Here is a 22,874-nt window from a genome sequence, read left to right as displayed (position 1 = left end):
TTTAGCGCGATGGTTTTTCGCATTTCAAGTCCGACCCTCCTGCCCGCTGTGCCGCAGCGTCAGATGGCCCTGCAGGCGGAGCGGCCGCAGCACGCCCGCGAAGCCCTCCTGCAGCGCCGCCAGCACCGGGCGCGGCAGGGGCTGGGCGGTCTCCAGCACCGCGTCCAGCCGCGCCTCCTCGAGCCGCGCGCGCAGCTCCACCCGCCCCGTCGCCGGCAGCACCAGCCGCGCCGCCAGGGCATGGCGGTCGCGCCGGCGGCGATCGGGGCGCCAGAACAGCGCCAGCCAGAGCAGCCCGCCCGAGGGGCCGAGCAGCGGCACGGCGCGGCCCTGCCAGGCGGCGGGCTCGCCCAGCGAGGCCGGCAGCGGCGGCACCGCCTCCAGCAGCGCCGACAGCTCCGGCTCGGCCAGGGCCAGCGAGGCGGCCAGCGCCGCCAGCCGCTCCGCCCCCAGCCAGCGGCGCGGATCCGGCCGCAGCAGGGCCAGCGCCAGCGGCAGGACCAGCCCGCCCGGCCCGCCCGGCAGCAGCGGGCCCAGCCCGGCCCGCAGCAGCAGCGCCGCATCCAGCGCCGGCCATTCATCGGCCGCCGGCAGCTCCGGCTGGCCGAGCGGCGGCACCGCGCTCAGCGCCCGCGCCGCGGCGGCGTAGCCCGCCCCCGCCTCCCGCCCGGCGGGCGGCGGGGCGGGCTCGGCGCGCGGCGGCGGCGGCCCGGGCGCCTGGTCGGGCGTCACCGGCTCCACCGCCCCCAGCCTGTCGCGCCGCTCGGCCATGGCCGGCCCCGCCCTTCCCTCAGCTCTCGCCCGCCTCGTCCTCGTCGAGGATGAAGATGCGGCCCTCATCGGCCAGGCGCTTGGCGATGGTGATGATGTCGGCCTGCGCGTCCTCGACCGTCTTGCGGCGCTGCGCCGGCATGTTCTCGATCTCGTCGCGCATCATCGCCGCGGCGCGCGCCGACATGCTGGCCAGGAACAGCTCGCGCAGCTCCTGGCTGGCCGCCGTCAGCGCGATCTGCAGCTTGTCGACCGGGCATTCCTGCACCAGCGTGCCGAAGGTGGTGCGGTCGACGCGGATCAGGTCGTCGAAGGTGAACATGATGCGCTTGATGCGGCTGGCCGCATGCGGCTCGCGCGATTCGATGACGCGCATCAGCTGGTCGACCAGCCCCTTGTCAGCGCGGTTCATGATCTCCGCCACGATCTGCGAGCTGTCGCGCTCGTAGCTGCGGCTGAGATTGGTGATGAACTCCTTCTGCAGCGTCGCCTCGATATCCTGCAGCACGCCCTTCTGGATGCTGTCCATGCGCACCATGCGCAGCACGATCTCGTCGATCGAGGCCTTGGGCAGCAGCGCCAGCACGCGGGCCGCGTGCTGCGCCGGCAGCTTGGCCAGGATCACGGCCGCGGTCTGCGCCAGCTCGGTGCGCAGATAGGTGGCCAGCACCTCGGGCGAGATATTGGCCAGCTTCTCCCACATGGTCTTGCCCTCGGGACCACGGATCTCGTCCATGATCTCGCTGACCTTCTCATTCGGCAGCAGGCGGCGCAGCAGCCGCTCGGTCGTCTCGGCGGTGCCGATCACGGTCCCGGTGCGGCCGACCTCGTTGCGGAAGCGGGTGATCACCCGCTCCACCTGGTCGATGTCGATCTTGCCGAGATTGGCCATGGCGCGGCTGACGCGGCGGATCTCATGCTCCTCCAGCCGGTCGAACAGCGCCTGCATGCGCTGCTCGTCCAGCGTCATGAACAGCGTCGCGACATCCGAGAGGGAATCCTGCCGGTTCTCGCTGGGGCGCACGGCGCGGCGCGCTTCGGGGGCTTTCATCGGTCGGGACCTCGCGGCTCGGATCGCAGGGCAAGCAGGGGCAACAGCAGCGCGGCCAGCAGGGCCGTGCATTCGGGGGGCGGGCCGGCATGCTGCAGCCGCGCCAGCGCCTCGGCGGCATCGCCCTCGCTGCCGGCGGGGGGCGGCAGGAACACGCCCTGGCTGGCGGCGATGGCGGCGAGCCGTTCGCGCAGGCCGGCCAGGCCGGCTTCCGGCACCGCCTCCTGCGCCGCGACCAGGCGCAGCGCCGAGGCCAGGGCGCGCCGCCGCCGGCGCCGCGGCGCCAGGGCGGGCGGCGCCACGGGCGCGGCCAGGCGCGGCGGCCCGCCCGCGGGCGGGCTGTCCTTCCCGGCGCTGCCCTTCCCCTGGCCGCCGCTCATGCGGTGAAGCTCCGCACCAGGGCGCCGGCCACCAGCGACCAGCCATCGACCAGCACGAAGAAGATCAGCTTGAAGGGCAGGCTGACCACGACCGGCGGCAGCATCATCATGCCCATGCCCATCAGCACCGAGCTGATGGCGATGTCGATCGCCAGGAAGGGCAGGAACAGCAGGAAGCCGATCTGGAAGGCCTTGTTCAGCTCGGAGATGATGAAGGCCGCCGAGAGGATGTGCAGCGGCACCGGCGCGCGCGGCGCGACCTCGCCGGCGCGCGGCTCGGCGCCCTGCGTGCCGGGGGACGGCGCCGGCGGCTGCCAGCGGGCGATCTCGATGAACAGCGCCAGGTCGCGCTCGCGCACATTGGCTTCCATGAAGCTGCGGAACGGGCCGAGCGCGCGTTCGGCCGCCATCTCCTCGGTGATGGTGCCATCGATCAGCGGCCGCGCCGCGTCGTTCCAGGCGCGCTCCAGCACCGGCGCCATGACGAAGGCGGCAAGGAACAGGCTGAGGCTGACGATCACCGAATTGGGCGGCGATTGCTGCAGGCCGAGCGCGGTGCGCAGCATCGACAGCACCACCACGATGCGGGTGAAGGCGGTGGCCACCACCAGGATGCCCGGCGCCAGCGCCAGCAGGGTCGTCGCGACGATCAGGCCGACGACATTGGTCGTCAGGCTCTGCGCGCCGCTGGCCACGGCCTGGCCGCCCTGCGGGCCGAGGCTCAGCGTCACGCTCTGGCCGAGCGCCGGCAAGGCCAGCAGCAGCAGCGGCAGCGCCAGCGCCGCGACGCGCGCCGCGCGCTGGACGGCCGGCAGGGCGGAGGGGGGAGGCGGAAGCGGCATTCTGCGCGCGTCCTCTGGAACCGGCCGGGCTCAGCTGGAGGAGGAGACGATCTCGGTGATCGAGATCGACAGCCGCCCGTCATCGGTGATCTGGATCTCGCCGCGCGCGATCAGCCGCTCATTGGCCATCAGGTCGATCGGCTCGCCCACCTTCTTGTCGAACTCGATGACCGAGCCGCGGCTGAGGTTGAACAGGGCCGCCATCGGCAGGCGCTTGTTGCCGAGCACCACCTGGACATTCACCGGAATGTCCATGATGCGGGGCTTGCGCTCGGCGAGGAAAGGGTTCTCGGTGGGCGCGCTCTCGCTCACGGCGTCGTCTCCTGTGGCATGGCGGCGCCGAGCGTGGCCAGCACACGCTGCAGCAGGGCCGCCGGGTCGTAGATCAATCCGCCATCGGCCCAGCCGGCCTCGGCCTGGCCCTCCGGCAGCGCAGGGTCGGGCAGCAGCCGCACCCGGCCGGCCGGATCCTGGGTCTGGTCGCGGCCCGGGAAGCCCTCCGCCTGCATGGCGGCGAGCGTCTCCGGATGGGCGCGAAGCGTGATGCGGTCGGCGGCGCGCTCGGTCAGCGCCTCGGCCAGCAGCGCCGCCACCTCGCCGCCGGCGGCGCGCGCCAGCAGCGTCGGGAAGACGGCCTCCAGCGCGGCCACCAGGGCGGCGCGCAGATCGGCATCGAGCAGGCGGCGATCCTCGGCCCGGCGCGCCAGCAGCCGCTCCAGCGCGGTGGCCGCCAGCGCCGCGCCCTTCTCGCCGCGGCGGGCCTGCTCCTCGGCCGCCTCGCGCTCGGCCTCGGCGCGGCCGGCGGCGCGGCCCTCGGCACGGCCGCGCGCCAGGCCCTCCTCCAGCCCGCGCTGCCGCCCGGTCTCCAGCGCGATGGCGCGGATCCGCTCCTCGGCGGCCAGGCGGGCGGCGGTGGTGCCATCCTCATCGGCGATCAGCGCCGTCAGCGAGGGCGGGTGATAGGGACGCGCCATCATACGGGGGTGCCCTCCTCGATCCAGGTGCGGATCACCGCCAGCGCCTCCTCGGGGCGCTGGTCGACGATCTCCTGCAGCGCGGTCAGCGAGGAGAGGCGGATCTGGATGTCCTGGCCCACCGTCGCGATGGCGTCGTCCATGCTCTCCGCGGCGGCGGCGGCGGCCGCGGCGGCCGCGGCGGCGGCAGCGGCGGCGGCGGCCTCGGCGGCCAGGCGCTGCTGGCGGCGGCGGAACAGGATCAGCGAGGCGCCGGCGCCCAGCACCATCACGCCACCCACCAGCGACCATTGCAGGCCGCTCAGGCCCAGCACCGCATTGGTCTCGGAAGCGGCCAGGGTGCCGAGCCCCTCATCCGGCAGGAAGCGCAGCGTGTCGACGGTGACGGTGTCGCCGCGCTGCTGGTTGTAGCCGACCGCCGAGCGCACCAGCGCCGCCAGCCGCTCCAGCTCCTCGCGCGGGCGGGGCTGCACATTGCCCTCGGCATCGGCGATGCCGTCGACGACGACGGCGACGCTGACGCGCTTCACCGCGCCCGGCTCGCGCACCGTCTCCTCGACCTTGGAGGAGATCTCGAAATTCACCGTCTCATTGTTGCGCTGCACGGCGCTGACGCTGCGCGTCGCGTTCTGGTTCACCTGCTGGTTGGGCAGGTTCTGGCCGACGGTGACCGGCGCCTGGCCGCGGCCATCCTCGCTGTTCTCCTGCTCGGTCTGCAGCTGGCGGCCGCGCTCGACCTGGCCGAGCGGGTCGAAGGTCTCGGCCCGCGCCACGGTGCGCGCGCCCTCCACCTCGACCGAGGCGACGGCGCGCACCTTGCCGCGGCCGACCAGCGGCTCCAGCAGGTCGAGCACCGCCTTCTGCAGCGCATGCTCCTGCGCCGCGCGGATCTCGCCGAGCCGGCCGGCGGCGGCGCCCATGCCGCCATCGGCGGCCAGCACCACGCCATTGCCGTCCATCACCGAGACATCCTCCTGCCGCAGCCGCGGCACGGCGCCGGCGACCAGCAGGCGGATGGCGGCGGCCTGGGCGGCGCCGAGCCGCTGCCCGGCGCTGGTGGTGACGGTGACCGAGGCGGTGGGCGGCGGCGCATCGCGCGAGAAGCTCTCGCGCTCCGGCAGCACGATATGCACGCGGGCGGCGCGCACCCCCTGCATGGTGATGATGGTGCGGGCCAGCTCCCCCTCCAGCGCGCGCAGCCGCTGCACGCGCTGCATGAAGGAGGTCATCTGCATCGGGCTGGTCTGGTCGAGCAGCTCGTAGCCGGCGCCGCCCTGGCGCGGCAGCCCCTCGGCGGCGAGCTGCATGCGCAGCCTGGCCACCTGGTCCATCGGCACCAGGATGGTGCCGTCGCCGCGCGCCTCGACCGGGATCTTCAGCTCCTCGAGCCGGGCGGTGATGCGCCCGGCCTCGGCCGGCTCCAGCCCGGCATAGAGCAGGCCCGACGGGGCATTGGCCGAGCGCGCCACCAGCAGGACGGCCAGGATGGCCATCACGGCGACCGCCGCCAGCCCGGCGAGTTTCGCAGGCCCCAGCCGTGCCAGGCCACCGCCCAGACCGCCGAGATCGAAACCAGCTCCGAGGGTGCGTACTTGCTGCATCGACCTTCTATCGCCCCATGCTGACCCCGGCGCGGCCCTGCCGGCCGCCCCGCCCGCCACGCCCTTTGGGCGCGCCGCCTCCGCGCCGCCGCGCCGGGGCGCGCCGGGCACTCTGCCCGCGACACCCTTGCGAAAACGTCGCTCCGCCGCGTCCCGCCGCCCACCGCCCCGCCCGGCGCCGGCCCCGTCGCCCGCCCTGTCGCCCCCGGGCCGGGGGCGGAAGCGCCGCGAACTCGACCGGTGGTTGTTTTTAGCGTGGCATGCGAGAACGCTTCGGTTTATATCTGCCGCCACTCCGCTTGTCGCGCGAAAAATCGCCAGTGCCGGGAGATCGCCGCCCATGTCCTCCACCACCGCGGAGAAATCCGCCAAAGCCACGGAGAAGCCGGCCCGCCGCAAGGGGGGGCGCGGCAAGCTGCTGCTCCTGCTGCTGCCCCTGCTGCTGCTGGGGGGCGGCGGCGCCGCCGCCTGGTTCCTGGTGCCCGCCGTGCCGGCGCTGGTGGGCGGGCTGCTCGGCGCCGCCCCGGCCGGGGAGGCCGAGGCCGCCGCCGCGGCGCCCGCCGGCCCCGCCGCGCGGCCGAGCTTCGTCGAATTCCCGGAGATGACGCTGTCGCTGCCGAATGGCGGCCGGCCGCGCCAGCTGCGGCTGCGGATCGCCGTCGAGGTCAATGGCGACCCGGCGCTGCTCTCGCCCGAGCTGCTGAGCCCGCGCATCTATGACAGCCTGCTGCTCTATCTGCGCACGCTGCGCGAGGGCGAGATGGAGGGCGCGCTGGCGATGGACCGGCTGCGCGGCGACCTGCACCGGCGCTTCGAGCTGGTGGTCGGGCCCGGCAAGGTGCGCGACGTGCTGATCACCGGCTTCGTGGTGGCCTGAATGAGCGGCAGCGAGAACAACGACACCCCCGAAGGCACGGGCGAAGGCGCCGAGCCGGATCCGATGGCCGATTGGGGCGCCGCCGGCGTCGCCATGGGCCAGGGCGACATCGACGATCTGTTCGGCGGCGAGGCCCCGGCCGAGCCGGAGGCCCCGAAGCGCGGGCTGGAGGCGCTGGTCGGCGGCGCGGTGCGCTATGAGAAGCTGCCGATGCTCGACATCGTCGTCGACCGGCTGGCGCGGCTCATGACCAGCTCCTCGCGAAAATTCACCGCCGACAACGCCGATGTGGTGATCGACCGCACCCGCCCCGTGCGGGTCGGCGCCTTCCTCGACACCGTCACCCTGCCGGCGCTGATCGGCATCATCCGCATCGAGGAATGGGATGGCTATTGCCTGGCCGCCCTCGATTCGCGGCTGATCGGCTCGATCGTCGACATCCTGCTGGGCGGGCGGCGCAACGCGCTGCAGCCGATCGAGGGCCGGCCCTACACGCCGATCGAGCGCACCTTCGTCGAGAAATTCGTCTCGGTCGTCACCAACGACCTCAGCCGCGCCTTCGAGGCGGTCTCGCCCGCGAGCTTCCGGCTGGAGCGCTTCGAGATCACGCCGAGCTACGCGCTGATCACCAAGCCCACCGCCGCGGCGCTGACCTTCCGCGCCGAGATCACCATGGAGGGGCGCGGCGGCTTCATCGACTTCCTGATCCCCTATGCCTCGCTCGAGCCGGTGCGCGACCTGCTGAGCCAGGAGGTGCTGGGCAAGAAGTCGGGCGGCGACACGATCTGGCGCAGCCACCTGGCCGAGGAGCTGCCGCGCGCCTCGCTCGAGCTGACGGCGGTGATCGAGACCCGCACCGTGCCCTTTTCCGAGGTCGCCGCCTGGCAGCCGGGCTCGGTCTTCGTGCTCGACAAGCGGCAGGAGGACCCGGTCGATGTCTTCTGCGAGGGGCTGATGATCTGCCGCGCCACCATCGCCACCAAGGGATGAGCGGGTGGTGCTGCGCGTCGAGGATTGCGTGATCGAGAAGGGCTGGCCGGGCGACGCCACGGGCCAGCAGGACGGATGACGGAGAAGCCGCATGAACTTCCCCCAGATGCTCGATGCCGCCGCCCTGCTGGTGCTGGGCGCGCAGGCGGTGTGGATCACCCTGCTGTATCGCCGCATGGGCCGGCTGCGCCTGGCGCTGGAGGGCGCCGGCGCGGTGATCGGCCAGCTCGATGAGGCGTCGCGCCGGCTCGATGCCTCCTCGGGCGGCATCGTGCAGAAGGTGCGCGACGGCATCGCCGAGGTGGACAGCAAGATCGGCGCCTGCCGCAAGCTGATGCTGGAGCTGAACGGCGCCTCCCGCCAGGCGGAGGAGGTGGCGGCGCGCCTCGACCAGGCGCTGCGGCAGAACCGCCGGCTGCAGCAGGCGCGCGCCGCCGCGCCGCCGCGCGAGCTGGTGGAGCCGCTGGGCCTGGCCGAGCGCCTCTCCGGCCGCGCCGCCCCGCCGCTGCTGAACCTGGCGCCCGAGCCCGTCGCCGCGCCGCTGGCCGGGCTGTTCGAGCCGGCGGCGGCCCTGGCCACGCCGGGGCCCGCGCTGGGCGCGCTCACGGCTTCGCTGGACGAATCCCTGCGGGGGTCCCTGGCCGCGCCGCTCGCCGACCCGCTGCCTGGCCCCCTGCCGGGCCCGCTGCCGGCGGAGCTGACCGAGCCGCCGCTCGGCAGCCTGCTGGCGGCGGAGCTGCTCTACGCCCATCGCGCCGCCGCCCTGCCGGAGACGCGCACCATCCGCGTCAAGCTCGACTGACCGAGGGATCAGAGCCATGACCCAGCCCGACCTTGCGATCCCCTCCCCCCGCCGCGCCCGCTTCGGGCCGCGGCTCGGCCTGCCGCTGATGGCGCTCTCCCTGACGGCGCTGCTGCCGGGCCGGCTGGACGGCCTGTGGCCGGTGCTGGCGCAGACCCTGCCCGGGCCGCTCTCCACGCCCGCGCCGCGCCCCGCTGGCCCGGCGCCGGCGCTGGCGGCGCGCGAGGGGGTGGTGGTGGTGCCGCAGATCAGCGCCATGCTGGCCGCCCCGGTGCGTCCCAGCCCGCTGGGCGAGGAGCGCCCCGGCGATGGGAGGCTGCTGGCCGAGGTGACGCGCCGCCAGGCCGAGATCGAGCGGCGCGAGCGCGCGCTGGAAGGGCGCGAGGCGCGGCTGCAGGCGGCCGAGAGCATGGTGCGCAACCAGATCGCCGAGCTGACCCGGCTGCGCGAGGAGGTGGAGCGGCTGGTGGTGAAGGAGAGCGGCGCCGCCGAATCCGACATCGACGCGCTGGTCTCGCTCTACGTCAACATGCGCCCGCAGCAGGCGGCCAAGGTGCTGGAGCGGCTGGAGCCGCCGCGCGCCGCGGTGATCCTGCTGAAGATCCCCGAGCGGCAGGCCGGCCCGATCCTGGCGCAGATGGAGCCGCCGGCGGCGCTGGCGGTGACGCAGGAGATCGCCGGGCGGCGCGAGGCCCTTCCGCGTCAGCAACTGAGCCGCGCGGCGGGCCATACCGAAAACGGGGAGAGCCGCCCGGCTCTCCCCGTTTCCCGTGCCGCGGTTTCGCAGAACATCAGGGACGGCGCGGCGGCGCCTGGGCCAGCAGACGGTCGGCCAGCTGGGCCGAGATCGGGTGCAGCCCGGTGCTGTCGCGCAGCGCATAGCCGCCCTCGGCCAGGGCGGTCATCTGGCTGTGGCCGGCGGGCAGGCTGAATTCCAGATCGCCCTCCAGCAGCTCGGCCGCCTGGCGCAGCCCGCCCTCCCCGGCCGGGGCGCGGCCCGTCGCGGCCCAGCCGGCGGCGGCGACCGGCCCGCCCCACAGCCCGCCCTGGGCGGAGAGGCGGCGGGAGAGCTGCAGCACGGCATCCAGCGTCGCGGCCTCGGCCAGCGGCACCGCCTCCTGCGGCCCCTCGGCGCGGCGCAGCGCCATGCGCCAGGGCAAATCCTCCCGCCCGCTGCGCACCAGGTCCAGGCACCATTCGCCGCGCCGGGCGCACCAGGCCAGCGGCGCGGTGGTGGCGAAATGCACCACCCCTTCCATGGTCTGGGCACCGGCGGCGCTGGGGCCGGGGCGCGCCAGCTCCAGCTTCAGGCGGGTGTAGCGCCCGGGCTGGCGCTGGCTGCGCCACCACATCCAGGCGCCGGCGGCCCAGGCCAGGGTCAGCCCCCCGGCCAGGCCCCAATCGAGGCGGGGCGCCATCCCGTCCATGGCGCCGGCGCGGGCGCCGAGCGCCACGGCGCCCAGCATGGCGGCGGTCTGCAGCACGGCGTGTCGGCGCCAGGGGGTGGAGGTCATCGGCGTTCTCCGGCGAAAGGGCTCCGCCGCGACTCTGCGCCTCATTTATTATTTTTCGCACAATATGGCCGGCAGCATGACCGCCGATTCCCGCCCCCCCCCCCGGCGCCCGGCGCCCGGAAGGAAAGCATGCGCGACGCGGCCCCCCCGCCCCTGCCCGTGCTGCTGGACCCCGCCCTGCCGCAGGAGGGCGCCTGGGTGGTGCTGCCGCTCGCCCTGCTGCGGCGGCTGCCGGCCGCCCCGCGCCCCGGCCGCGGCGCGCTGGCCTATCTCGGCCTGGCCGAGCAGCTGGCCGGCGCGGCGCCGCCGCAGCCGCGCGCCCGCATGACGCTCAGCCTAGCCTATGTGCCCGCCCTGGCCCTGCCGGAGCCGCTGCGCCAGGGGATGGCCGCGCCGGCCCTGGCGCTGCGCCAGCCGGGCTGCATCGCCCGGCTGCTCGGCCTGCCGCCGCTGGATGCGCGGGCGGTGCGCTTCGGTTTCCAGGGGGCGCGGCTGCGCTTCCATGATGGCGGCGAGGGCGAGGTGGTGGCGGTGGAGGAGCGCGGCGGGGTGGCGCTGCTGGTGGCCGAGGAACCGGGCGCGGCGCCGGGGGCGGCGCGGCGCGAGGTGCCGCTGCATGGCTTCGCCCGCCAGGTGGCGGGGTGGGAGGGTCCGCCCGCCCCGGCGAAAAACCCTTGAATGGCGCCATGCGAAAAATCAACATTGCGCGACGACACAGGAGCACCCCGATGATCGAGCCGGAACCCGCCCCCACCCCCGCGCCCCTGCTGTCCGAGGCGGCGGCGGAGGCGCTGCTGCGGCGCGCCGTGGCGCTTGGCCGCCGCGACGGGCTGGCGGGGCCGGAGGACCGGCCCGCCTGGCCCCGCGCCGCCCTGCTGCGGCCGCTGGGCACCGCCGAGGCGGCGCCGCCCCTGCTGCTGCTGGCGCTGCGGCAATGCTATGCCGCCGGGCACCGCCATGGCAGCGATGTGCGGCGCGAGAAGGCGCGCCGCCGCGCCTGAGGGGCGGCCGGCTCAGGCCTGGCGCTGCGCCGCGGCGTCGCCCGCCGCCGGCTGCGCGGCGGGCGGGATCGGGCCGGCCTGTGGCGCGGCATCCACGCCGGCCTGCGGCGCGGCATCCGCGGAGGGGGTGGCGGCCGGGGAGGCCGCGGGGGTCCCGGCCCGGCCGCCCTCGCCCAGGCTGTAGGCGCGCGCCGCCGCCGCCGGCTGCTCGCGCAGCGCGCCCAGCACGCTGGCCGGCAGCGCCTCGCCCTCCTCGCGCCCGCGCGGGGCGCTGCGGGCCATGCGGCTGAACACCTCGACCAGGGTGGAGACCATGGATTGCTCGGTCGCGTGGCGCACCCGCGCCGGGCTGCCGCTGCCCCACCAGCGCGGCTCCTCGCTCGGCTTCGCCTCGCCCGGCTTGGGCGGGGTCTGCTGCTGCGGCCGCAGCTCCACCGGCCCGGCCGGCGCCTGCAGGCCGAGCTGCGCATAGACCTGGCCGATGCGCCCGCGCAGCTTGTCCATCACCTGCTGCACCGAGAGCGGCGCGCCATCGGCGGCGCGGAAGATCGCCGGATTGGCGCGCGCCGCCTCGGGCAGCACGTCGCTGGCGGCGCGGCTGGGGTCCTGGTTCAGCGTGCGCAGGAACTCCGTCGCGCCGCGCTGGCCGAGGAAGTGGCCGAGATACAGCTCCGTCGAATCGGGCGCGCGGCCCAGCACCGGGCGCAGCGCATCCGCCAGATCCTTCAGATGCTCGGCGCCCAGCCGGGCCGAGATCTCCGGATCGTCGCGCAGCGCCAGGATGCGGCTGCGCAGCGCCGGGTCGGAGACGGTGAGCCGGCCGCCCTGGCGGGTGATGGCCGCGGCCTCATTGGCCAGGCCATGCGCCGCGCCATGCTCCTGCACCACGGCGAGCCAGGTCTGGTCGATGAACTGGAACAGCCCGCGGGCCGAGGAGGTGCCGGCCTGCGCATCGCTGCGGAAGCCGCTTTCCATCGCCGCCTTGGCGGCCAGCACGTCGAATCCCATGCCGGTCGCCTGGGCGGCGCTGCGCAGCGCGCCGGCCACCTGGCTGTCGACGCGGTAGCGGCCGATCGCCTCGGTGCGGGCGGCGTTGCCCGCCTGGTCCAGGCCTTTTGGCGTGACGGGAAGCGGCATGGCGGTCCTCGCTGCGTTATGCGAAAAATGCTCATAGCATGGAAAGATGCGAAATGATAAGAGCGTTCCGCCGGCCAGATCCTGGCCCGATAGACGCAACCAGCGGGGCCGCATCGCTCGATGATCCAGATCGCCGGAATCCTTGGAGTCTTCGTGGCCGTCTTCGGCGGCTACCTGATCGCAGGCGGCAAGATGGGCGTGATCCTGCACGCCGTCGGGCCGGAGATGATGATCATCGGCGGCAGCGGCTTCATGACGCTGCTGATCGGCGGCGACATGGCGCTCGTCACCAAGACGATGAAATCCTTCGGCAAGGTGTTCAAGGGGCCGAGCTGGGGCCGCAAGGATTTCACCGACCTGCTCTGCCTGCTCTACCTGCTGCTGCGCACCCACCAGAAGGAAGGCGCGGCGAAGCTCGAGAAGCATATCGAGAAGCCGGAGAACTCGCCGATCTTCAGCCGCTATCCGCGGCTGGCGCGCGATGCGGCGCTGAACGGGCTGATCTGCGACACGCTGCGCACCATCACGCTGAACAACAAGGACCCGCACCGGGTCGGCGAGATGATGGAGACGGCGATCGAGAAGCGCCACCATGAGAACATCAAGCCGGCCAAGGCGATCCAGACCATGGCCGACGCCTTCCCCGCGCTCGGCATCGTCGCCGCGGTGCTCGGCGTCATCAAGGCGATGGGCGCGATCAGCGAGAGCCCCGAGGTGCTGGGCCGCATGATCGGCTCGGCGCTGGTCGGCACCTTCCTCGGCGTCTTCCTCTCCTATGGGCTGGTCGGGCCGATGGCCAGCCGCCTCAAGCAGATCGTCGAGGAGGAGCGGAAGATGCTCGACGTCACCCGCGCCGTCGTCACCTCCTATCTGGAGAATCTGTCGCCGCAGATCTGCGTCGAGGTCGGCCGGCAATCGGTGCCCTCCAAGCTGCAGCCGAGCTTCGACCAGATGGAGGAGCAGCTGCGCGAGGCCGGCCGGGCCAAGACCGATGGCGAGGCGGGCGGGGAGTAGGCCGATGCGCCGGCACCGCCCCGCCCCGCCCCGGCCCGATGCGAAACCGAGGCGCGGCGCTCGCCCTGCCGCCGGCGCTGCTGCTGGCCCTGGCGGGCGGCCCCGCCCTGGCGCAGCCCGCAGCCCCTGCCGCTGGCCCCGCTCCCGCTGCCCCCGCTGCGGCCGCCGCGCCGGCCGCGGAGGCCGCGCCCATGGTGCGGGTGCGCACCGGCCAGCACGCCGATCGCGGCCGGGTGGTGCTCAATCTGGGCCGCATCCCGGCGCACAGCCTGCGCCGGGTGGGCGATGGGGTGGAGCTGCGGCTGCAGGGCGCCTACCGGCTGGACCTGTCCGAGCTGCGCCGCATCACCGAGCTGGCCGGCATCGAGGCGGTGCAGGAGGGCGAGGAGACGGTGCTGCGGCTGCGCCCGGGCTGCGACTGCAATGCCGAGCTGGGGCAGTCGGGCGGCGCGCTCTATGTCGATCTCCGCCGCCCGCCGGCGCCGCCGCGCGAGCGGCCCGTCGCCGCCGCCGCCGCCGCCAATGCCGCGCCCCCGCTGGCCGAGGCGCGGCGCAGGCTGATCGAGGATGCGGTGCGGCTCGGCCTGATGGGGCGCGAGCAGGCCGAGGCGATGCTGCGCCAGGCCCCCGCCGCCGCCCCGGCCGCGCCCCCCGCCCCGGCGGCCGCCCCGGCGCCGCGCGGCCAGGCGGCGCAAGGCCAGGCCTCCCAGGGCCAGGCGGCCCATGGCCAGGCCGGGCACGGCCAGGCCGCTGCGCGCGACGATCTCGGCGCGCTGCGCGAGGCGATGCTGGGCCGGCTGGCGCTGCTGAACGGCGCCGCCCCGCCGCCCGGCAGCGCCGCGGCCGGCGGCGCGGCGGGCGGCGCGCCGGCGGCACCGCCGCAGGCGGCGCCCCAGGCCGCTGCCGCGCCGCCGCGCCCGCCCTGCACCGAGGCCCCCTTCAGCCTGGCCGGCTGGACCGCCGGGCCGGGCGACTTCATCGCCGGCCTCGCCCGCCGCCGCGGCGAGCTGGCGCTGTCCGACCAGGGCACGGCGGAGCTGGCGGGCCTGGCCGAATACTATGCCGGGCATGAGCTGGCGCGGGAGGCGCTGGAGCTGCTGGCCACGCCGCTGGCCGAGGCGGCGGTGCCGGAGCAGCGGGCGCGGCTGGACCGCGCGCGCGACCTGGCGCGGCTGCTGCTGCGCCAGCGGCTCGACCCCGCCTCGCCGCTGCTGGCCGAGGCCGCCGATTGCGCCCGCCCCGACCTGCCGCTGTGGCGCGGCCTGGCGGCGGCGCTGCAGGGCGATGCCGCCGGGCTGGCCCGGCTGGCGCCGCAGATCCGCGCCCAGCTGCGCGAGGTGCCGCCCGGGCTGCGCATCGCCTTCGTGCACATCATGGCCGATGCGGTGGAGGAGGATGCGGAGACGCTGCGCAGCCTGGTCGCGGTGCTGCGCACCATGCCGGAGCTGCGGCCGGACCAAGAGGTGGTGCGCAGCTGGCTGATGGCGCGGCTGGCGCGGCTGGAAAACAACCGCGCCGACGAGACCACGCATCTGGAGCGCGCCGCGCGCGGCGGCCGCAGCCTGCCCGCCATGCTGGCCCAGGCGCGGCTGGCCTCGCTGAATTTCGGCCGCCCCGGCGCCGAGGGCAGCCGGGCGGAGGCGCTGCTGCTCGATCTCAGCCGCACCTACCGGCATGATTCGCTGGGCGAGGAAGCGGCCATGCTCTACGGCCAGAAGCTGCTGGAGCGCGGCGATCTCGGCGCCGCCCTGGCCGTCGCCGATGGCGCCAGCCAGGCCTCGCAACGGCCGAGCACCGAGAGCCGCGGCGCCCGGCTGGCCGCCCAGGCGCTGCGCCTGCTGCTGGTCGACGCCAAGGGTCTGGCGCTGCCGAGCCCGGGCGAGCGGCTGGCGCTGTACTGGCAATATGAGGGCTATGCGACGCCCGGCGAGCGTGGCGACGACATCCGCCGCGGCGCGGCGCAGCTGATGCTGGAGCAGGGCCTGGCCGATGCCGCGCTGGAGACGGTGCAGGCGCTCTCCCCGGCGACCGCCCAGCAGCCCGAGGGCGCGCTGCTGCTGGCCCGCGCCGAGGCGGCCTCGGCCCAGGGCGATCCGCAGCGGGCGCTGGCCCTGCTGCGCCAGCTGCCGCCCGGCGAGGCGGTGCAGCGCGCCGCCGCCGCGGCCCTGGCGCGGCTCGGCCGGCCGCTGGAGGCGGCGCAGGAGCTGCAGGGCCTGCGCGAGCTGCCCGACCGCAGCGCCCGGGCCGGGCTGCTGTTCCAGGCCCAGGCCTGGCCCGACGCCATGGCCGCCTATGCCGAGCTGCTGCGCGACCCCGGGCTCGACCCCGCCGCGCGGGCCGAGGCGACGGCGCGGCTGGCCAGCGCCGCGGCACTGGCGCGCCAGCGCCCCGGCGTGCCGGGCGAGCTGCTGGCGCCCGAGGGCGGCGCGGCCGCGCTGCTGCAGCTCTCCGGCGGCGCGCCGCCCACCGAGCGCGGCGTGCCGGCGCTGCGCTCGGCCATCTCGCGCAGCCGGCAGGTCGAGCAATTGCTGCCAGCCGCGGCGCCGCGGCAGGGCCCATGACAGGACAGAACTGAGATGGACAGCCCCAGCACCGTCAGCCTCTCCGGCCAGATCGCGCTGCGCCAGCAGCTCGATGTGGTGGCCAACAACCTCGCCAATGCCACGACCAGCGGCTATCGCGGCGACCGCACGCTGTTCCAGAGCTATGTGAACCGGCTCGCCGTGCCGGGGCGCGAGATCGCCTTCGTGCAGGACCGCGCCACCTATATCGAGAACCGCCAGGGCCCGATCGGCTCGACCGGCAATCCGCTCGACCTGGCGATCGAGGGCGACGCCTTCTTCGGGGTGCAGCGGCCGGGCGGCGCGCCGGGCTATACCCGCGACGGTCGCTTCAAGATCCGCGCCGACAATGTGCTGGCCGACAGCCAGGGCCGCGCCGTGCTCGGCGAGGGCGGCGCGCCGATCACCCTGCCCGAGCGCATCAGCGCCATCGAGATCCGCGCCAATGGCAACATCCTCGTCACCAGCGAGGGGCGGGTGGAGCAGGCCGGGCGCATCGCGCTGTTCTCGGGCGGCGATATGCGCGGCCTGCGCAAATCCGGCGACGGGCTGTTCGAGATCCCGCCCGCCAGCCTGCAGACCGTCGATCCCGACGCGCCCGGCAACCGCGTGCGCATGGCGCAGGGCGCGCTGGAGGGCTCGACCGTGCAGACGGTCTCCGAGCTGGCCAGCATGGCGCTGGTGCAGCGCGCCTATGAAAGCATGCAGCGCATCATCGCCGATGACGACAGCCGCCTGCGCCGGCTGATCGAGACGGTGGGGCGGCCGAACTGAGCCCCCGCCCCGTTTTCCCTTTCCGCGCCGTTCCTGAAGGACCCAGACCATGCGCGCCATGAACATCGCCGCGACCGGCATGCAGGCCCAGCAGACCAATGTCGAGGTCATCGCCCACAACATCGCCAATGTCTCCACCACCGCCTATACGCGGCGCAAGGCGGAGTTCCAGGACCTGCTCTACCAGTCCGGCGAGCGCGTGGGCTCCGCCTCCTCCGAGGCCGGCACGCTGCTGCCGGTCGGCACGCAGGTCGGGCTCGGCGTGCGCAACTCGGCGATCAACCGCATCACCGTGCAGGGCACGCTGGGCGAGACCGGCAACCGCTACGACCTGGCGCTGGAGGGGCGCGGCTATTTCGGCATCGACCTGCCGGACGGCACCGTCGCCTATACCCGCGATGGCAGCTTCAAACTCTCGCAGGAAGGCCAGATCGTCACCACCGAGGGCTATCCGGTGCAGCCGGCGATCAACATCCCGATCGATGCGCGCGACGTCACCGTCAACCAGGCGGGCGAGGTGCTGGTCACCCAGGCCAATGGCCAGCAGCAGAATGCCGGGCGGCTGAACCTCTTCATCTTCCCCAATGAGGCGGGGCTGGAGGCGATCGGCGGCAACAAGTTCCTGGAGACCGAGGCCTCCGGCCAGCCCAATCAGGGCCTGCCCTCCGACCCCGGCTATGCGCGGGTGCGGCAGGGCTATCTCGAAGCCTCCAACGTCAATGTCGTGCAGGAGATCACCCAGCTGATCGCCGCCCAGCGCGCCTATGAGATGAACTCGAAGGTGATCGAGGCGACCGACCAGATGCTGCAGACCGCCAACAACGTGCGCTGAGGAGAGCTCCGATGCGCGCTGGCCTGCTGCTCCTCGCCCTGGCCCTGCTCGCCGCCCCACCGCTCGCCGGCCCGGCCGGCGGCGCCAGCGAGGTCTGGCACGCGACGCGGCCGCTGCAGCCGGGCGATGTGCTGCGGCCCGAGGATGTCGAGCCGCAGGCGCCGCGCCGCGCCGCCGCCGGCCAGATCGAGGCCGAGCGCGACATCATCGGCCTCGAGGTGAAGCGAAGGCTGCGCGCCGGCATCGCCATCACCGAGCGCGACATCGGCGAGCGCAGCGCGGTGCGCGCGGCGCAGCCGATCCGCGTCTTCTGGAAGCGCAACGGCATCTCGCTGGAGCTGGAGGGCCGCGCCCTCGAGGCCGGCGCCATCGGCGAGCAGATCCGCGTGCACAACCCGCAGAGCGGCCGCACCATCCGCGCCCTGGTCGTCGCCGAAGGCACGGCCGAGGTGCGCGGCGCGCCATGACAAGGACCCGGCCGATGGACGCCGCCCGCCCCGCCCCCCCCGCCGCCGCGCCGGCCCGCCGCCGCCTCGGCCGGCTGCTGCCGCTGGCGCTGCTGCCGCTCGGCCTCGCCGCCTGCGACAGTTTCGGCCATATCCAGAAGCCGCCCACCGTCTCCGCCCCCGGCGAGCTGGCGATCCCGCCCGGCATCGAGGGCGACAGCCCGATCGAGGTGGCGCGCCGGCCGCGGCTGGACGGGATGGGGCCGACCATGGTGGGCTCGCTCTGGCGGCCCGGGGCGCGCAGCTTCTTCCGCGACCAGCGCGCCCGCGCGGTGGGCGACCTGCTGACCGTCGAGATCGAGATCGACGACAGCGCGCAATTCGACAACCGCACGGATCTTGAGCGGGAGAGCGAGCAGACCTTCAAGCTGCCCTTCCTGTTCGGCCTGCAGGGCATGCTGGGCCGCGCCTTCGGCGGCGGGCTGGACCCGGCGGTGGAGCTGGGCGGCGACAGCACCGCCAAGGGCAATGGCCGCATCCGCCGCACCGAGAAGATCCGCCTGCAGCTGGCGGCGACCGTGGTGCGCGTGCTGCCCAGCGGCAATCTGGAGATCGCCGGCTCGCAGGAGATCCGCGTCAACAACGAGCTGCGCGAGCTGCAGCTGCGCGGGCTGATCCGGCCCGAGGATATCCGCCCCAACAACCGCATCGCCTCGGAGAAGATCGCCGAGGCGCGCATCACCTATGGCGGGCGCGGCGTCGCCAGCGACCTGCAGCGGCCGCGCTGGGGCCAGCAGATCATGGAGCGCGTGCTGCCCTATTGAGGCGGCGCGCCTCCGGGCGCGGCGCCGGGCGGGAGCTCAGGCATGGCGGGCTGCGCCGGCGGGGCCGGGGCCATCGCCGCCGGCCCCGCCGGCCGCAGCGCCAGCAGCGCGGCGCGCAGGCCATTGGCCGCGCCCTCGCCCAGCCCCTCGGCCAGCAGCAGGGGCGCGCCCGGTGTCGTCGTCTCGGCCCAGAGCCGGGTCTCCGCCGCGCGCTGCTGCGCGGCGATGCGGGCGGCCAGCGCATGCACCCCGGAAGCGGCCTCGGCATGGCGGCCGGCGCCGCGCCGCTCCAGCCGGATCTCGCGCAGGGCCGGCCAGGGCAGATGCGCCTCCGGCAGGGTCAGCCCGGCGGCATCGGCCCGCAGCCGCCGCGGGCGGCGGCCGCGCCGGGCGCCGCGCCAGGCCGCCGCCGCCAGCCCGGCCACCGCCAGCCCGGCCAGCGCCGCCGCCAGCGACACCGCGTCATGCCGGCGCGGATCGGCCAGCACGGCCAGCGCCGGCAGGCCGAACAGCAGCGCCAGCAGCAGCGCGGCGGCCAGGAAGCCGCGGGCCGGCGCGGCCGGGTGGATGGTGAACTCCACCCCCTCCGGAAGCTGCCGCCGCTCGAAGCCGCCTTCCGCCGGCGGGCTCATGCGGGGCGGGGGGGATGGCGCGTGGCGGGGTGGAGGGGACGCATCGGCAGGCTCCGCTGAGGCGGGAATCCTGGCATGGCCGGGCCGGGCCGCGCCAGGGGCAGCGGCCGGCCGGGCGTCCGGGTCCGCAGGGCCGGCCCGGCCCCGCCCGGCCACAGCACCGCGATCCGGCCGGCCCCGGATTGCGACCGCCCGCCGCATCCGCTTATTTAGGCATCCTGCCTGCCTGCTGACCCTGCCCTTCTCCGGGGCCGCCCCTCCGGCCGGTGTCCCGGCGCTTTTCCCCAGGAGCTTCCCGACGTGGCATCCTCGCCTTCCCCGCTGGCCGATCTCGTCCGTGCGGGCCAACTGACCACGGAACAGAGCTCGCGCAACTTCACCCTGCACCGCTTCACGCTGGAGGGGCCGGCGCTGATCGGCACGCGCCGCTTCGGCGACGCCCGCGGCCATTTCTCCGAGACCTGGAGCGCCCGCGACCTCGCCGCCTGCGGGCTCGAGGCGGAGTTCGTGCAGGACAATTTCTCGACCTCCGCGCCGGTGGGCACGCTGCGCGGGCTGCATTTCCAGATCGCGCCGGAGCCGCAGGCCAAGTTGGTGCGGGTGCTGCGCGGCCGGGTGCTGGATGTCGCCGTCGATCTGCGCCGCGCCTCGCCCACCTATGGCCAGCATGTCGCGGTGGAGCTGACCGCCGAGGCCGGCAACCAGCTCTTCGTGCCGGAGGGCTTCGCGCATGGCTTCTGCACCCTCGAGCCGGATTGCGAGGTCGCCTACAAGGTGACCGGCTACTACGCCCCGGCCTGCGACAAGGGTGTCGCCTGGGACGATCCCGACCTCGCCATCGCCTGGACGCTGCCGCCGGGCGGGCCGGTGCTGTCCGACAAGGATGCCCGCCAGCCGAAGCTCGCCGAGCTTCCGGCCTATTTCTGATCGCCGCGCTCTGGAGGAATAGACCCATGCGGATCCTGGTCACCGGCGGTGCCGGCTTCATCGGCTCGGCCCTGGTGCGCCGCCTGGTGCTGCAGGAGCAGGTCGAGGCCGTGCTGGTCGTCGACAAGCTGACCTATGCGGGCGAGCGCCGCAGCTTGCGCGATTGCGAGGGCAAGCCCGGCTTCGGCTTCCTGCAGGCCGACATCGCGGATGCCGCCGCCATGGCGCAGGCCTTCGCCGGGTTCCGCCCCGATGCGGTGATGCATCTGGCGGCCGAGAGCCATGTGGACCGCTCCATCGCCGGCGCCGCGCCCTTCATCCACACCAACATCGTCGGCACCTTCACCCTGCTGGAGGCGGCGCGCGCCTATTGGAACGCGCTGGACGCGGAGAAGCGCGCGGCCTTCCGCTTCCTGCACATCTCGACCGACGAGGTCTTCGGCTCGCTCGGCCCCACCGGCTATTTCACCGAGACCACGCCCTATTCGCCGCGCTCGCCCTATTCGGCCAGCAAGGCGGGCTCGGACCATCTGGTCGCCGCCTGGCACGAGACCTATGGCCTGCCGACGCTGATGACCAATTGCTCGAACAATTACGGGCCCTACCATTTCCCCGAGAAGCTGATCCCGCTCACCATCCTCAACGCGCTCGAGGGCAAGACCCTGCCGGTCTATGGCAAGGGCGAGAATGTGCGCGACTGGCTGTTCGTGGACGACCATGTGCGCGCGCTGATCACCGTGCTGCGCCAGGGCCAGATCGGCCAGACCTACAATGTCGGCGGCAATTCGGAACGCCAGAATATCGAGGTGGTGCATGCCATCTGCGACACGCTGGACCGGCTGCGCCCCGACCCCGCCGGCCCGCGCCGCCGGCTGGTCAGCTTCGTCGCCGACCGCCCCGGCCATGACGCGCGCTACGCCATCGACGCCAGCAAGCTGAAGCGCGAGCTGGGCTGGGAACCGTCGGAAAGCTTCGAGACCGGGCTGGAGAAGACCATCGCCTGGTATCTGGAGAATGAATGGTGGTGGCAGCCGCTGCGCCAGCGCGTCTATGGCGGCGAGCGCATCGGGCTGCTCGACCAGACCAGCCCCGCCAAGGCCGCCTCCTGATGCGCATCCTGATCGCCGGGCGCGAGGGGCAGGTGGCGCAGGCCCTGCTGCGCGCCTTCGCCCCCGAAGGGCATGAGGTCACCGCGCTTGAGCCCCCTGTTCTGGACCTGACCAGCCGCGACAGCATCGCCGCCGCCATCGCCGCCGCGCGGCCCGAGCTGGTGGTCAACGCCGCCGCCTACACGGCCGTCGACAAGGCCGAGGATGACGCGGCCCTCGCCTTCGCGGTCAACCGCGACGGCGCCGCCTGGCTGGCCGAGGCGGCGGCCGGTGTGGGTGCGCCCTTCGTGCATTTCTCCACCGACTACGTCTTCGACGGCGCCGGCGGCGCCCCCTATGCCGAGGACGCGCCCACCAGCCCGCTCGGAATCTATGGCCGCTCCAAGCGCGAGGGCGAGGAGGCGGTGCTGGCCGCCAATCCGCGCAGCGTCATCCTGCGCACCGCCTGGGTCTGCTCGGCGGATGGCAACAACTTCGTCAAGACCATGCTGCGCCTGGCCGCGACGCGCGACGAGGTCGGCGTGGTCGCCGACCAGCGCGGCGCCCCCACCTTCGCCGCCGATCTGGCCGAGGCGGTGCGCGCCATGGCGCCGCACCTGCTCCAGGCGCCGGCCGGCGATCCCCGCTTCGGCCTGTTCCATCTGACCGGCGCGCCGCACACCAGCTGGCACGGCTTCGCCGAGGCGATCTTCGCCGGCGCCGCCGCGCGCGGCCACAAGGTGCCGCGCCTGAAGGCCATCGGCACCGCCGACTACCCGACCCGCGCCCGGCGCCCGGCCGATGGCCGGCTGGACTGCCGCCGCATCGCCGCGCGGCATGGCATCCAGGCCGCCGATTGGCGCCGCTCGCTGGATGTCGTGCTGGACACGCTGATCGGCCCGCCCAACACCGGCGCCACGCCGCAGGAGACCAAGTGATGAAGGGCATCGTGCTCGCCGGCGGGTCCGGCACGCGGCTGCATCCGGCGACGCTCGCCGTGAACAAGCAGCTGCTGCCGGTCTATGACAAGCCGATGGTGTACTATCCGATCTCGGTGCTGATGCTGGCCGGCATCCGCGAGATCCTGATCATCACCGCCCCCGAATTCCTCGACATGTACCAGCGCCTGCTGGGCGATGGCAGCCAGTTCGGCGTTGCCTTCACCTATGCGGTGCAGCCCAAGCCGGAAGGGCTGGCGCAGGCCTTCATCATCGGCCGCGACTTCGTGGGGGATGATTCCGTCGCGCTGGTGCTGGGCGACAACATCTTCTACGGCGCCGGCCTGTCGGAGCTGATGCGCAGCGCGCGCGAGCGGCGCGAGGGCGCGACCGTCTTCGCCTATCATGTCGACGATCCGGAACGCTATGGCGTGGTCGAGTTCGACGCCGCCAACCGCGCCCTCTCCATCGTCGAGAAGCCGCCCCAGCCGCGCTCCAACTGGGCGGTGACGGGGCTGTATTTCTACGACAACCGCGTGCTCGACATCGCCGCCGCGGTGAAGCCCTCGGCCCGTGGCGAGCTCGAGATCACCGACGTCAACCTGGCCTATCTCGAGGCCGGCGCGCTGCATGTCGAACAGCTCGGCCGTGGTTATGCCTGGCTGGATACGGGCACGCATGATTCGCTGCTCGATGCCGGTGAGTTCGTGCGCGCCATCCAGCAGCGCCAGGGTCTGCCGATCGCCTCGCTGGAGGAAATCGCCTTCCTGAACGGCTTCATCGGCGTCGGGCAACTGCGCGAGCGCGGCAAGCTCTTCGCCAAGACCGCCTATGGGCAGCACCTGCTGCGGCTGGCGGATGAGGCGGAGCGGAGCCGCTAGGAACTGAAGAAAAGTCC

General features: G+C 74.2%; 25 protein-coding genes. 16 read left to right on the top strand and 9 right to left on the bottom strand.

What is annotated here, in order from left to right:
* Window positions 1-24: 24 nt before the first annotated feature.
* Genes QE401_RS00415 through fliF form a run of 7 tightly spaced genes read right to left on the bottom strand, consistent with a single transcriptional unit; the run spans window position 25 to window position 5,619 of the window.
* Window positions 25-771 carry a hypothetical protein gene (locus tag QE401_RS00415; protein WP_307136276.1) on the bottom strand — a complete coding sequence of 249 codons (747 nt, stop codon included), beginning with the start codon at window positions 769-771 and terminating at the stop codon, window positions 25-27.
* 19 nt (window positions 772-790) lie between these two features.
* Window positions 791-1,822, bottom strand: coding sequence for a flagellar motor switch protein FliG (locus QE401_RS00410; RefSeq protein WP_307136275.1), 1,032 nt, complete (start codon window positions 1,820-1,822; stop codon window positions 791-793).
* Window positions 1,819-2,202: a hypothetical protein gene (locus QE401_RS00405; RefSeq protein WP_307136274.1), complete on the bottom strand. Its 384-nt coding sequence runs from the start codon at window positions 2,200-2,202 to the stop codon at window positions 1,819-1,821. Before QE401_RS00405 ends, QE401_RS00410 begins: the two co-directional genes overlap by 4 nt.
* A complete protein-coding gene (gene fliP, locus QE401_RS00400) occupies window positions 2,199-3,044 on the bottom strand; it encodes a flagellar type III secretion system pore protein FliP (protein ID WP_307136273.1) in 846 nt (281 codons plus the stop codon). The genes QE401_RS00405 and fliP overlap by 4 nt, the downstream gene beginning before the upstream one ends.
* Before the next feature lie 30 nt (window positions 3,045-3,074).
* Window positions 3,075-3,356, bottom strand: coding sequence for a FliM/FliN family flagellar motor switch protein (locus QE401_RS00395; protein WP_007005989.1), 282 nt, complete (start codon window positions 3,354-3,356; stop codon window positions 3,075-3,077).
* A complete protein-coding gene (locus QE401_RS00390) occupies window positions 3,353-4,021 on the bottom strand; it encodes a hypothetical protein (RefSeq protein ID WP_307136272.1) in 669 nt (222 codons plus the stop codon). Before QE401_RS00390 ends, QE401_RS00395 begins: the two co-directional genes overlap by 4 nt.
* A complete protein-coding gene (fliF, locus tag QE401_RS00385) occupies window positions 4,018-5,619 on the bottom strand; it encodes a flagellar basal-body MS-ring/collar protein FliF (RefSeq protein ID WP_307136271.1) in 1,602 nt (533 codons plus the stop codon). Before fliF ends, QE401_RS00390 begins: the two co-directional genes overlap by 4 nt.
* Before the next feature lie 340 nt (window positions 5,620-5,959).
* On the opposite strand from fliF, the gene QE401_RS00380 reads away from it, so the two are divergent.
* The 6 genes from QE401_RS00380 (at window position 5,960) to QE401_RS00355 (ending at window position 10,803) form a co-directional block, all read left to right on the top strand.
* On the top strand, window positions 5,960-6,496 hold the full coding sequence (locus tag QE401_RS00380) for a flagellar basal body-associated FliL family protein (protein ID WP_307136270.1): 537 nt from the start codon (window positions 5,960-5,962) through the stop codon (window positions 6,494-6,496).
* On the top strand, window positions 6,497-7,486 hold the full coding sequence (locus QE401_RS00375; RefSeq protein WP_307136269.1) for a FliM/FliN family flagellar motor switch protein: 990 nt from the start codon (window positions 6,497-6,499) through the stop codon (window positions 7,484-7,486). It abuts the gene before it with no gap.
* A 91-nt stretch (window positions 7,487-7,577) separates the two neighbouring features.
* Entirely contained in the window at window positions 7,578-8,288 is a 711-nt protein-coding gene (locus QE401_RS00370; RefSeq protein WP_307136268.1) for a hypothetical protein, read from the top strand.
* Window positions 8,289-8,304: 16 nt separating this feature from the next.
* On the top strand, window positions 8,305-9,219 hold the full coding sequence (locus QE401_RS00365) for a MotE family protein (RefSeq protein ID WP_307136267.1): 915 nt from the start codon (window positions 8,305-8,307) through the stop codon (window positions 9,217-9,219).
* Window positions 9,220-9,931: 712 nt separating this feature from the next.
* Window positions 9,932-10,480, top strand: a complete 549-nt coding sequence (locus QE401_RS00360) for a hypothetical protein (RefSeq protein WP_307136266.1) — start codon at window positions 9,932-9,934, stop codon at window positions 10,478-10,480.
* 50 nt (window positions 10,481-10,530) lie between these two features.
* A complete protein-coding gene (locus QE401_RS00355) occupies window positions 10,531-10,803 on the top strand; it encodes a hypothetical protein (protein ID WP_307136265.1) in 273 nt (90 codons plus the stop codon).
* A gap of 12 nt (window positions 10,804-10,815) precedes the next feature.
* On the opposite strand, the gene QE401_RS00350 is transcribed toward QE401_RS00355, so the two are convergent.
* The gene (locus QE401_RS00350; protein WP_307136264.1) at window positions 10,816-11,940 is read right to left on the bottom strand and encodes a lysozyme family protein; all 1,125 of its coding nucleotides are present in this window, start codon (window positions 11,938-11,940) and stop codon (window positions 10,816-10,818) included.
* A 120-nt stretch (window positions 11,941-12,060) separates the two neighbouring features.
* Between QE401_RS00350 and motA the strand changes: the two genes are divergently transcribed.
* From motA to QE401_RS00320, 6 genes are read left to right on the top strand one after another with little or no spacing between them, the layout of a single operon-like run.
* Window positions 12,061-12,954, top strand: coding sequence for a flagellar motor stator protein MotA (motA, locus tag QE401_RS00345; protein WP_307136263.1), 894 nt, complete (start codon window positions 12,061-12,063; stop codon window positions 12,952-12,954).
* 38 nt (window positions 12,955-12,992) lie between these two features.
* Window positions 12,993-15,515, top strand: a complete 2,523-nt coding sequence (locus QE401_RS00340; RefSeq protein ID WP_307136262.1) for a hypothetical protein — start codon at window positions 12,993-12,995, stop codon at window positions 15,513-15,515.
* Window positions 15,516-15,530: 15 nt separating this feature from the next.
* On the top strand, window positions 15,531-16,289 hold the full coding sequence (flgF, locus tag QE401_RS00335) for a flagellar basal-body rod protein FlgF (protein WP_307136261.1): 759 nt from the start codon (window positions 15,531-15,533) through the stop codon (window positions 16,287-16,289).
* Between the two features lie 49 nt (window positions 16,290-16,338).
* Entirely contained in the window at window positions 16,339-17,121 is a 783-nt protein-coding gene (gene flgG, locus QE401_RS00330; protein ID WP_307136260.1) for a flagellar basal-body rod protein FlgG, read from the top strand.
* Between the two features lie 11 nt (window positions 17,122-17,132).
* The gene (gene flgA, locus QE401_RS00325) at window positions 17,133-17,588 is read left to right on the top strand and encodes a flagellar basal body P-ring formation chaperone FlgA (RefSeq protein WP_307136259.1); all 456 of its coding nucleotides are present in this window, start codon (window positions 17,133-17,135) and stop codon (window positions 17,586-17,588) included.
* Between the two features lie 14 nt (window positions 17,589-17,602).
* A complete protein-coding gene (locus QE401_RS00320; protein WP_307136258.1) occupies window positions 17,603-18,391 on the top strand; it encodes a flagellar basal body L-ring protein FlgH in 789 nt (262 codons plus the stop codon).
* On the opposite strand, the gene QE401_RS00315 is transcribed toward QE401_RS00320, so the two are convergent.
* Entirely contained in the window at window positions 18,385-19,023 is a 639-nt protein-coding gene (locus tag QE401_RS00315; RefSeq protein ID WP_307136257.1) for a hypothetical protein, read from the bottom strand. The genes QE401_RS00320 and QE401_RS00315 overlap by 7 nt on opposite strands.
* A 300-nt stretch (window positions 19,024-19,323) precedes the next feature.
* Between QE401_RS00315 and rfbC the strand changes: the two genes are divergently transcribed.
* Genes rfbC through rfbA form a run of 4 tightly spaced genes read left to right on the top strand, consistent with a single transcriptional unit; the run spans window position 19,324 to window position 22,857 of the window.
* A complete protein-coding gene (gene rfbC / locus QE401_RS00310; protein WP_307136256.1) occupies window positions 19,324-19,950 on the top strand; it encodes a dTDP-4-dehydrorhamnose 3,5-epimerase in 627 nt (208 codons plus the stop codon).
* A gap of 26 nt (window positions 19,951-19,976) precedes the next feature.
* Window positions 19,977-21,059: a dTDP-glucose 4,6-dehydratase gene (gene rfbB / locus QE401_RS00305; protein ID WP_307136255.1), complete on the top strand. Its 1,083-nt coding sequence runs from the start codon at window positions 19,977-19,979 to the stop codon at window positions 21,057-21,059.
* The gene (gene rfbD, locus QE401_RS00300) at window positions 21,059-21,976 is read left to right on the top strand and encodes a dTDP-4-dehydrorhamnose reductase (RefSeq protein WP_307136254.1); all 918 of its coding nucleotides are present in this window, start codon (window positions 21,059-21,061) and stop codon (window positions 21,974-21,976) included. The genes rfbB and rfbD overlap by 1 nt, the downstream gene beginning before the upstream one ends.
* On the top strand, window positions 21,976-22,857 hold the full coding sequence (gene rfbA, locus QE401_RS00295; protein ID WP_307136253.1) for a glucose-1-phosphate thymidylyltransferase RfbA: 882 nt from the start codon (window positions 21,976-21,978) through the stop codon (window positions 22,855-22,857). Before rfbD ends, rfbA begins: the two co-directional genes overlap by 1 nt.
* Window positions 22,858-22,874: the final 17 nt, after the last annotated feature.

Source organism: Pseudoroseomonas cervicalis (assembly GCF_030818485.1).
GTDB lineage: Bacteria > Pseudomonadota > Alphaproteobacteria > Acetobacterales > Acetobacteraceae > Pseudoroseomonas > Pseudoroseomonas cervicalis_A.
This window is presented reverse-complemented; position numbering and strand designations above follow the sequence as displayed.

What these genes read in the sequence shown, in the direction of transcription:
- QE401_RS00415 (WP_307136276.1), bottom strand. Translation starts at nt 771, where the DNA reads ATGGCCGAGCGGCGCGACAGGCTGGGGGCGGTGGAGCCGGTGACGCCC.
- QE401_RS00410 (WP_307136275.1), bottom strand. Translation starts at nt 1,822, where the DNA reads ATGAAAGCCCCCGAAGCGCGCCGCGCCGTGCGCCCCAGCGAGAACCGG.
- QE401_RS00405 (WP_307136274.1), bottom strand. Translation starts at nt 2,202, where the DNA reads ATGAGCGGCGGCCAGGGGAAGGGCAGCGCCGGGAAGGACAGCCCGCCC.
- fliP (WP_307136273.1), bottom strand. Translation starts at nt 3,044, where the DNA reads ATGCCGCTTCCGCCTCCCCCCTCCGCCCTGCCGGCCGTCCAGCGCGCG.
- QE401_RS00390 (WP_307136272.1), bottom strand. Translation starts at nt 4,021, where the DNA reads ATGATGGCGCGTCCCTATCACCCGCCCTCGCTGACGGCGCTGATCGCC.
- fliF (WP_307136271.1), bottom strand. Translation starts at nt 5,619, where the DNA reads ATGCAGCAAGTACGCACCCTCGGAGCTGGTTTCGATCTCGGCGGTCTG.
- QE401_RS00380 (WP_307136270.1), top strand. Translation starts at nt 5,960, where the DNA reads ATGTCCTCCACCACCGCGGAGAAATCCGCCAAAGCCACGGAGAAGCCG.
- QE401_RS00375 (WP_307136269.1), top strand. Translation starts at nt 6,497, where the DNA reads ATGAGCGGCAGCGAGAACAACGACACCCCCGAAGGCACGGGCGAAGGC.
- QE401_RS00370 (WP_307136268.1), top strand. Translation starts at nt 7,578, where the DNA reads ATGAACTTCCCCCAGATGCTCGATGCCGCCGCCCTGCTGGTGCTGGGC.
- QE401_RS00365 (WP_307136267.1), top strand. Translation starts at nt 8,305, where the DNA reads ATGACCCAGCCCGACCTTGCGATCCCCTCCCCCCGCCGCGCCCGCTTC.
- QE401_RS00360 (WP_307136266.1), top strand. Translation starts at nt 9,932, where the DNA reads ATGCGCGACGCGGCCCCCCCGCCCCTGCCCGTGCTGCTGGACCCCGCC.
- QE401_RS00355 (WP_307136265.1), top strand. Translation starts at nt 10,531, where the DNA reads ATGATCGAGCCGGAACCCGCCCCCACCCCCGCGCCCCTGCTGTCCGAG.
- QE401_RS00350 (WP_307136264.1), bottom strand. Translation starts at nt 11,940, where the DNA reads ATGCCGCTTCCCGTCACGCCAAAAGGCCTGGACCAGGCGGGCAACGCC.
- motA (WP_307136263.1), top strand. Translation starts at nt 12,061, where the DNA reads ATGATCCAGATCGCCGGAATCCTTGGAGTCTTCGTGGCCGTCTTCGGC.
- QE401_RS00340 (WP_307136262.1), top strand. Translation starts at nt 12,993, where the DNA reads ATGCGAAACCGAGGCGCGGCGCTCGCCCTGCCGCCGGCGCTGCTGCTG.
- flgF (WP_307136261.1), top strand. Translation starts at nt 15,531, where the DNA reads ATGGACAGCCCCAGCACCGTCAGCCTCTCCGGCCAGATCGCGCTGCGC.
- flgG (WP_307136260.1), top strand. Translation starts at nt 16,339, where the DNA reads ATGCGCGCCATGAACATCGCCGCGACCGGCATGCAGGCCCAGCAGACC.
- flgA (WP_307136259.1), top strand. Translation starts at nt 17,133, where the DNA reads ATGCGCGCTGGCCTGCTGCTCCTCGCCCTGGCCCTGCTCGCCGCCCCA.
- QE401_RS00320 (WP_307136258.1), top strand. Translation starts at nt 17,603, where the DNA reads ATGGACGCCGCCCGCCCCGCCCCCCCCGCCGCCGCGCCGGCCCGCCGC.
- QE401_RS00315 (WP_307136257.1), bottom strand. Translation starts at nt 19,023, where the DNA reads ATGAGCCCGCCGGCGGAAGGCGGCTTCGAGCGGCGGCAGCTTCCGGAG.
- rfbB (WP_307136255.1), top strand. Translation starts at nt 19,977, where the DNA reads ATGCGGATCCTGGTCACCGGCGGTGCCGGCTTCATCGGCTCGGCCCTG.
- rfbD (WP_307136254.1), top strand. Translation starts at nt 21,059, where the DNA reads ATGCGCATCCTGATCGCCGGGCGCGAGGGGCAGGTGGCGCAGGCCCTG.
- rfbA (WP_307136253.1), top strand. Translation starts at nt 21,976, where the DNA reads ATGAAGGGCATCGTGCTCGCCGGCGGGTCCGGCACGCGGCTGCATCCG.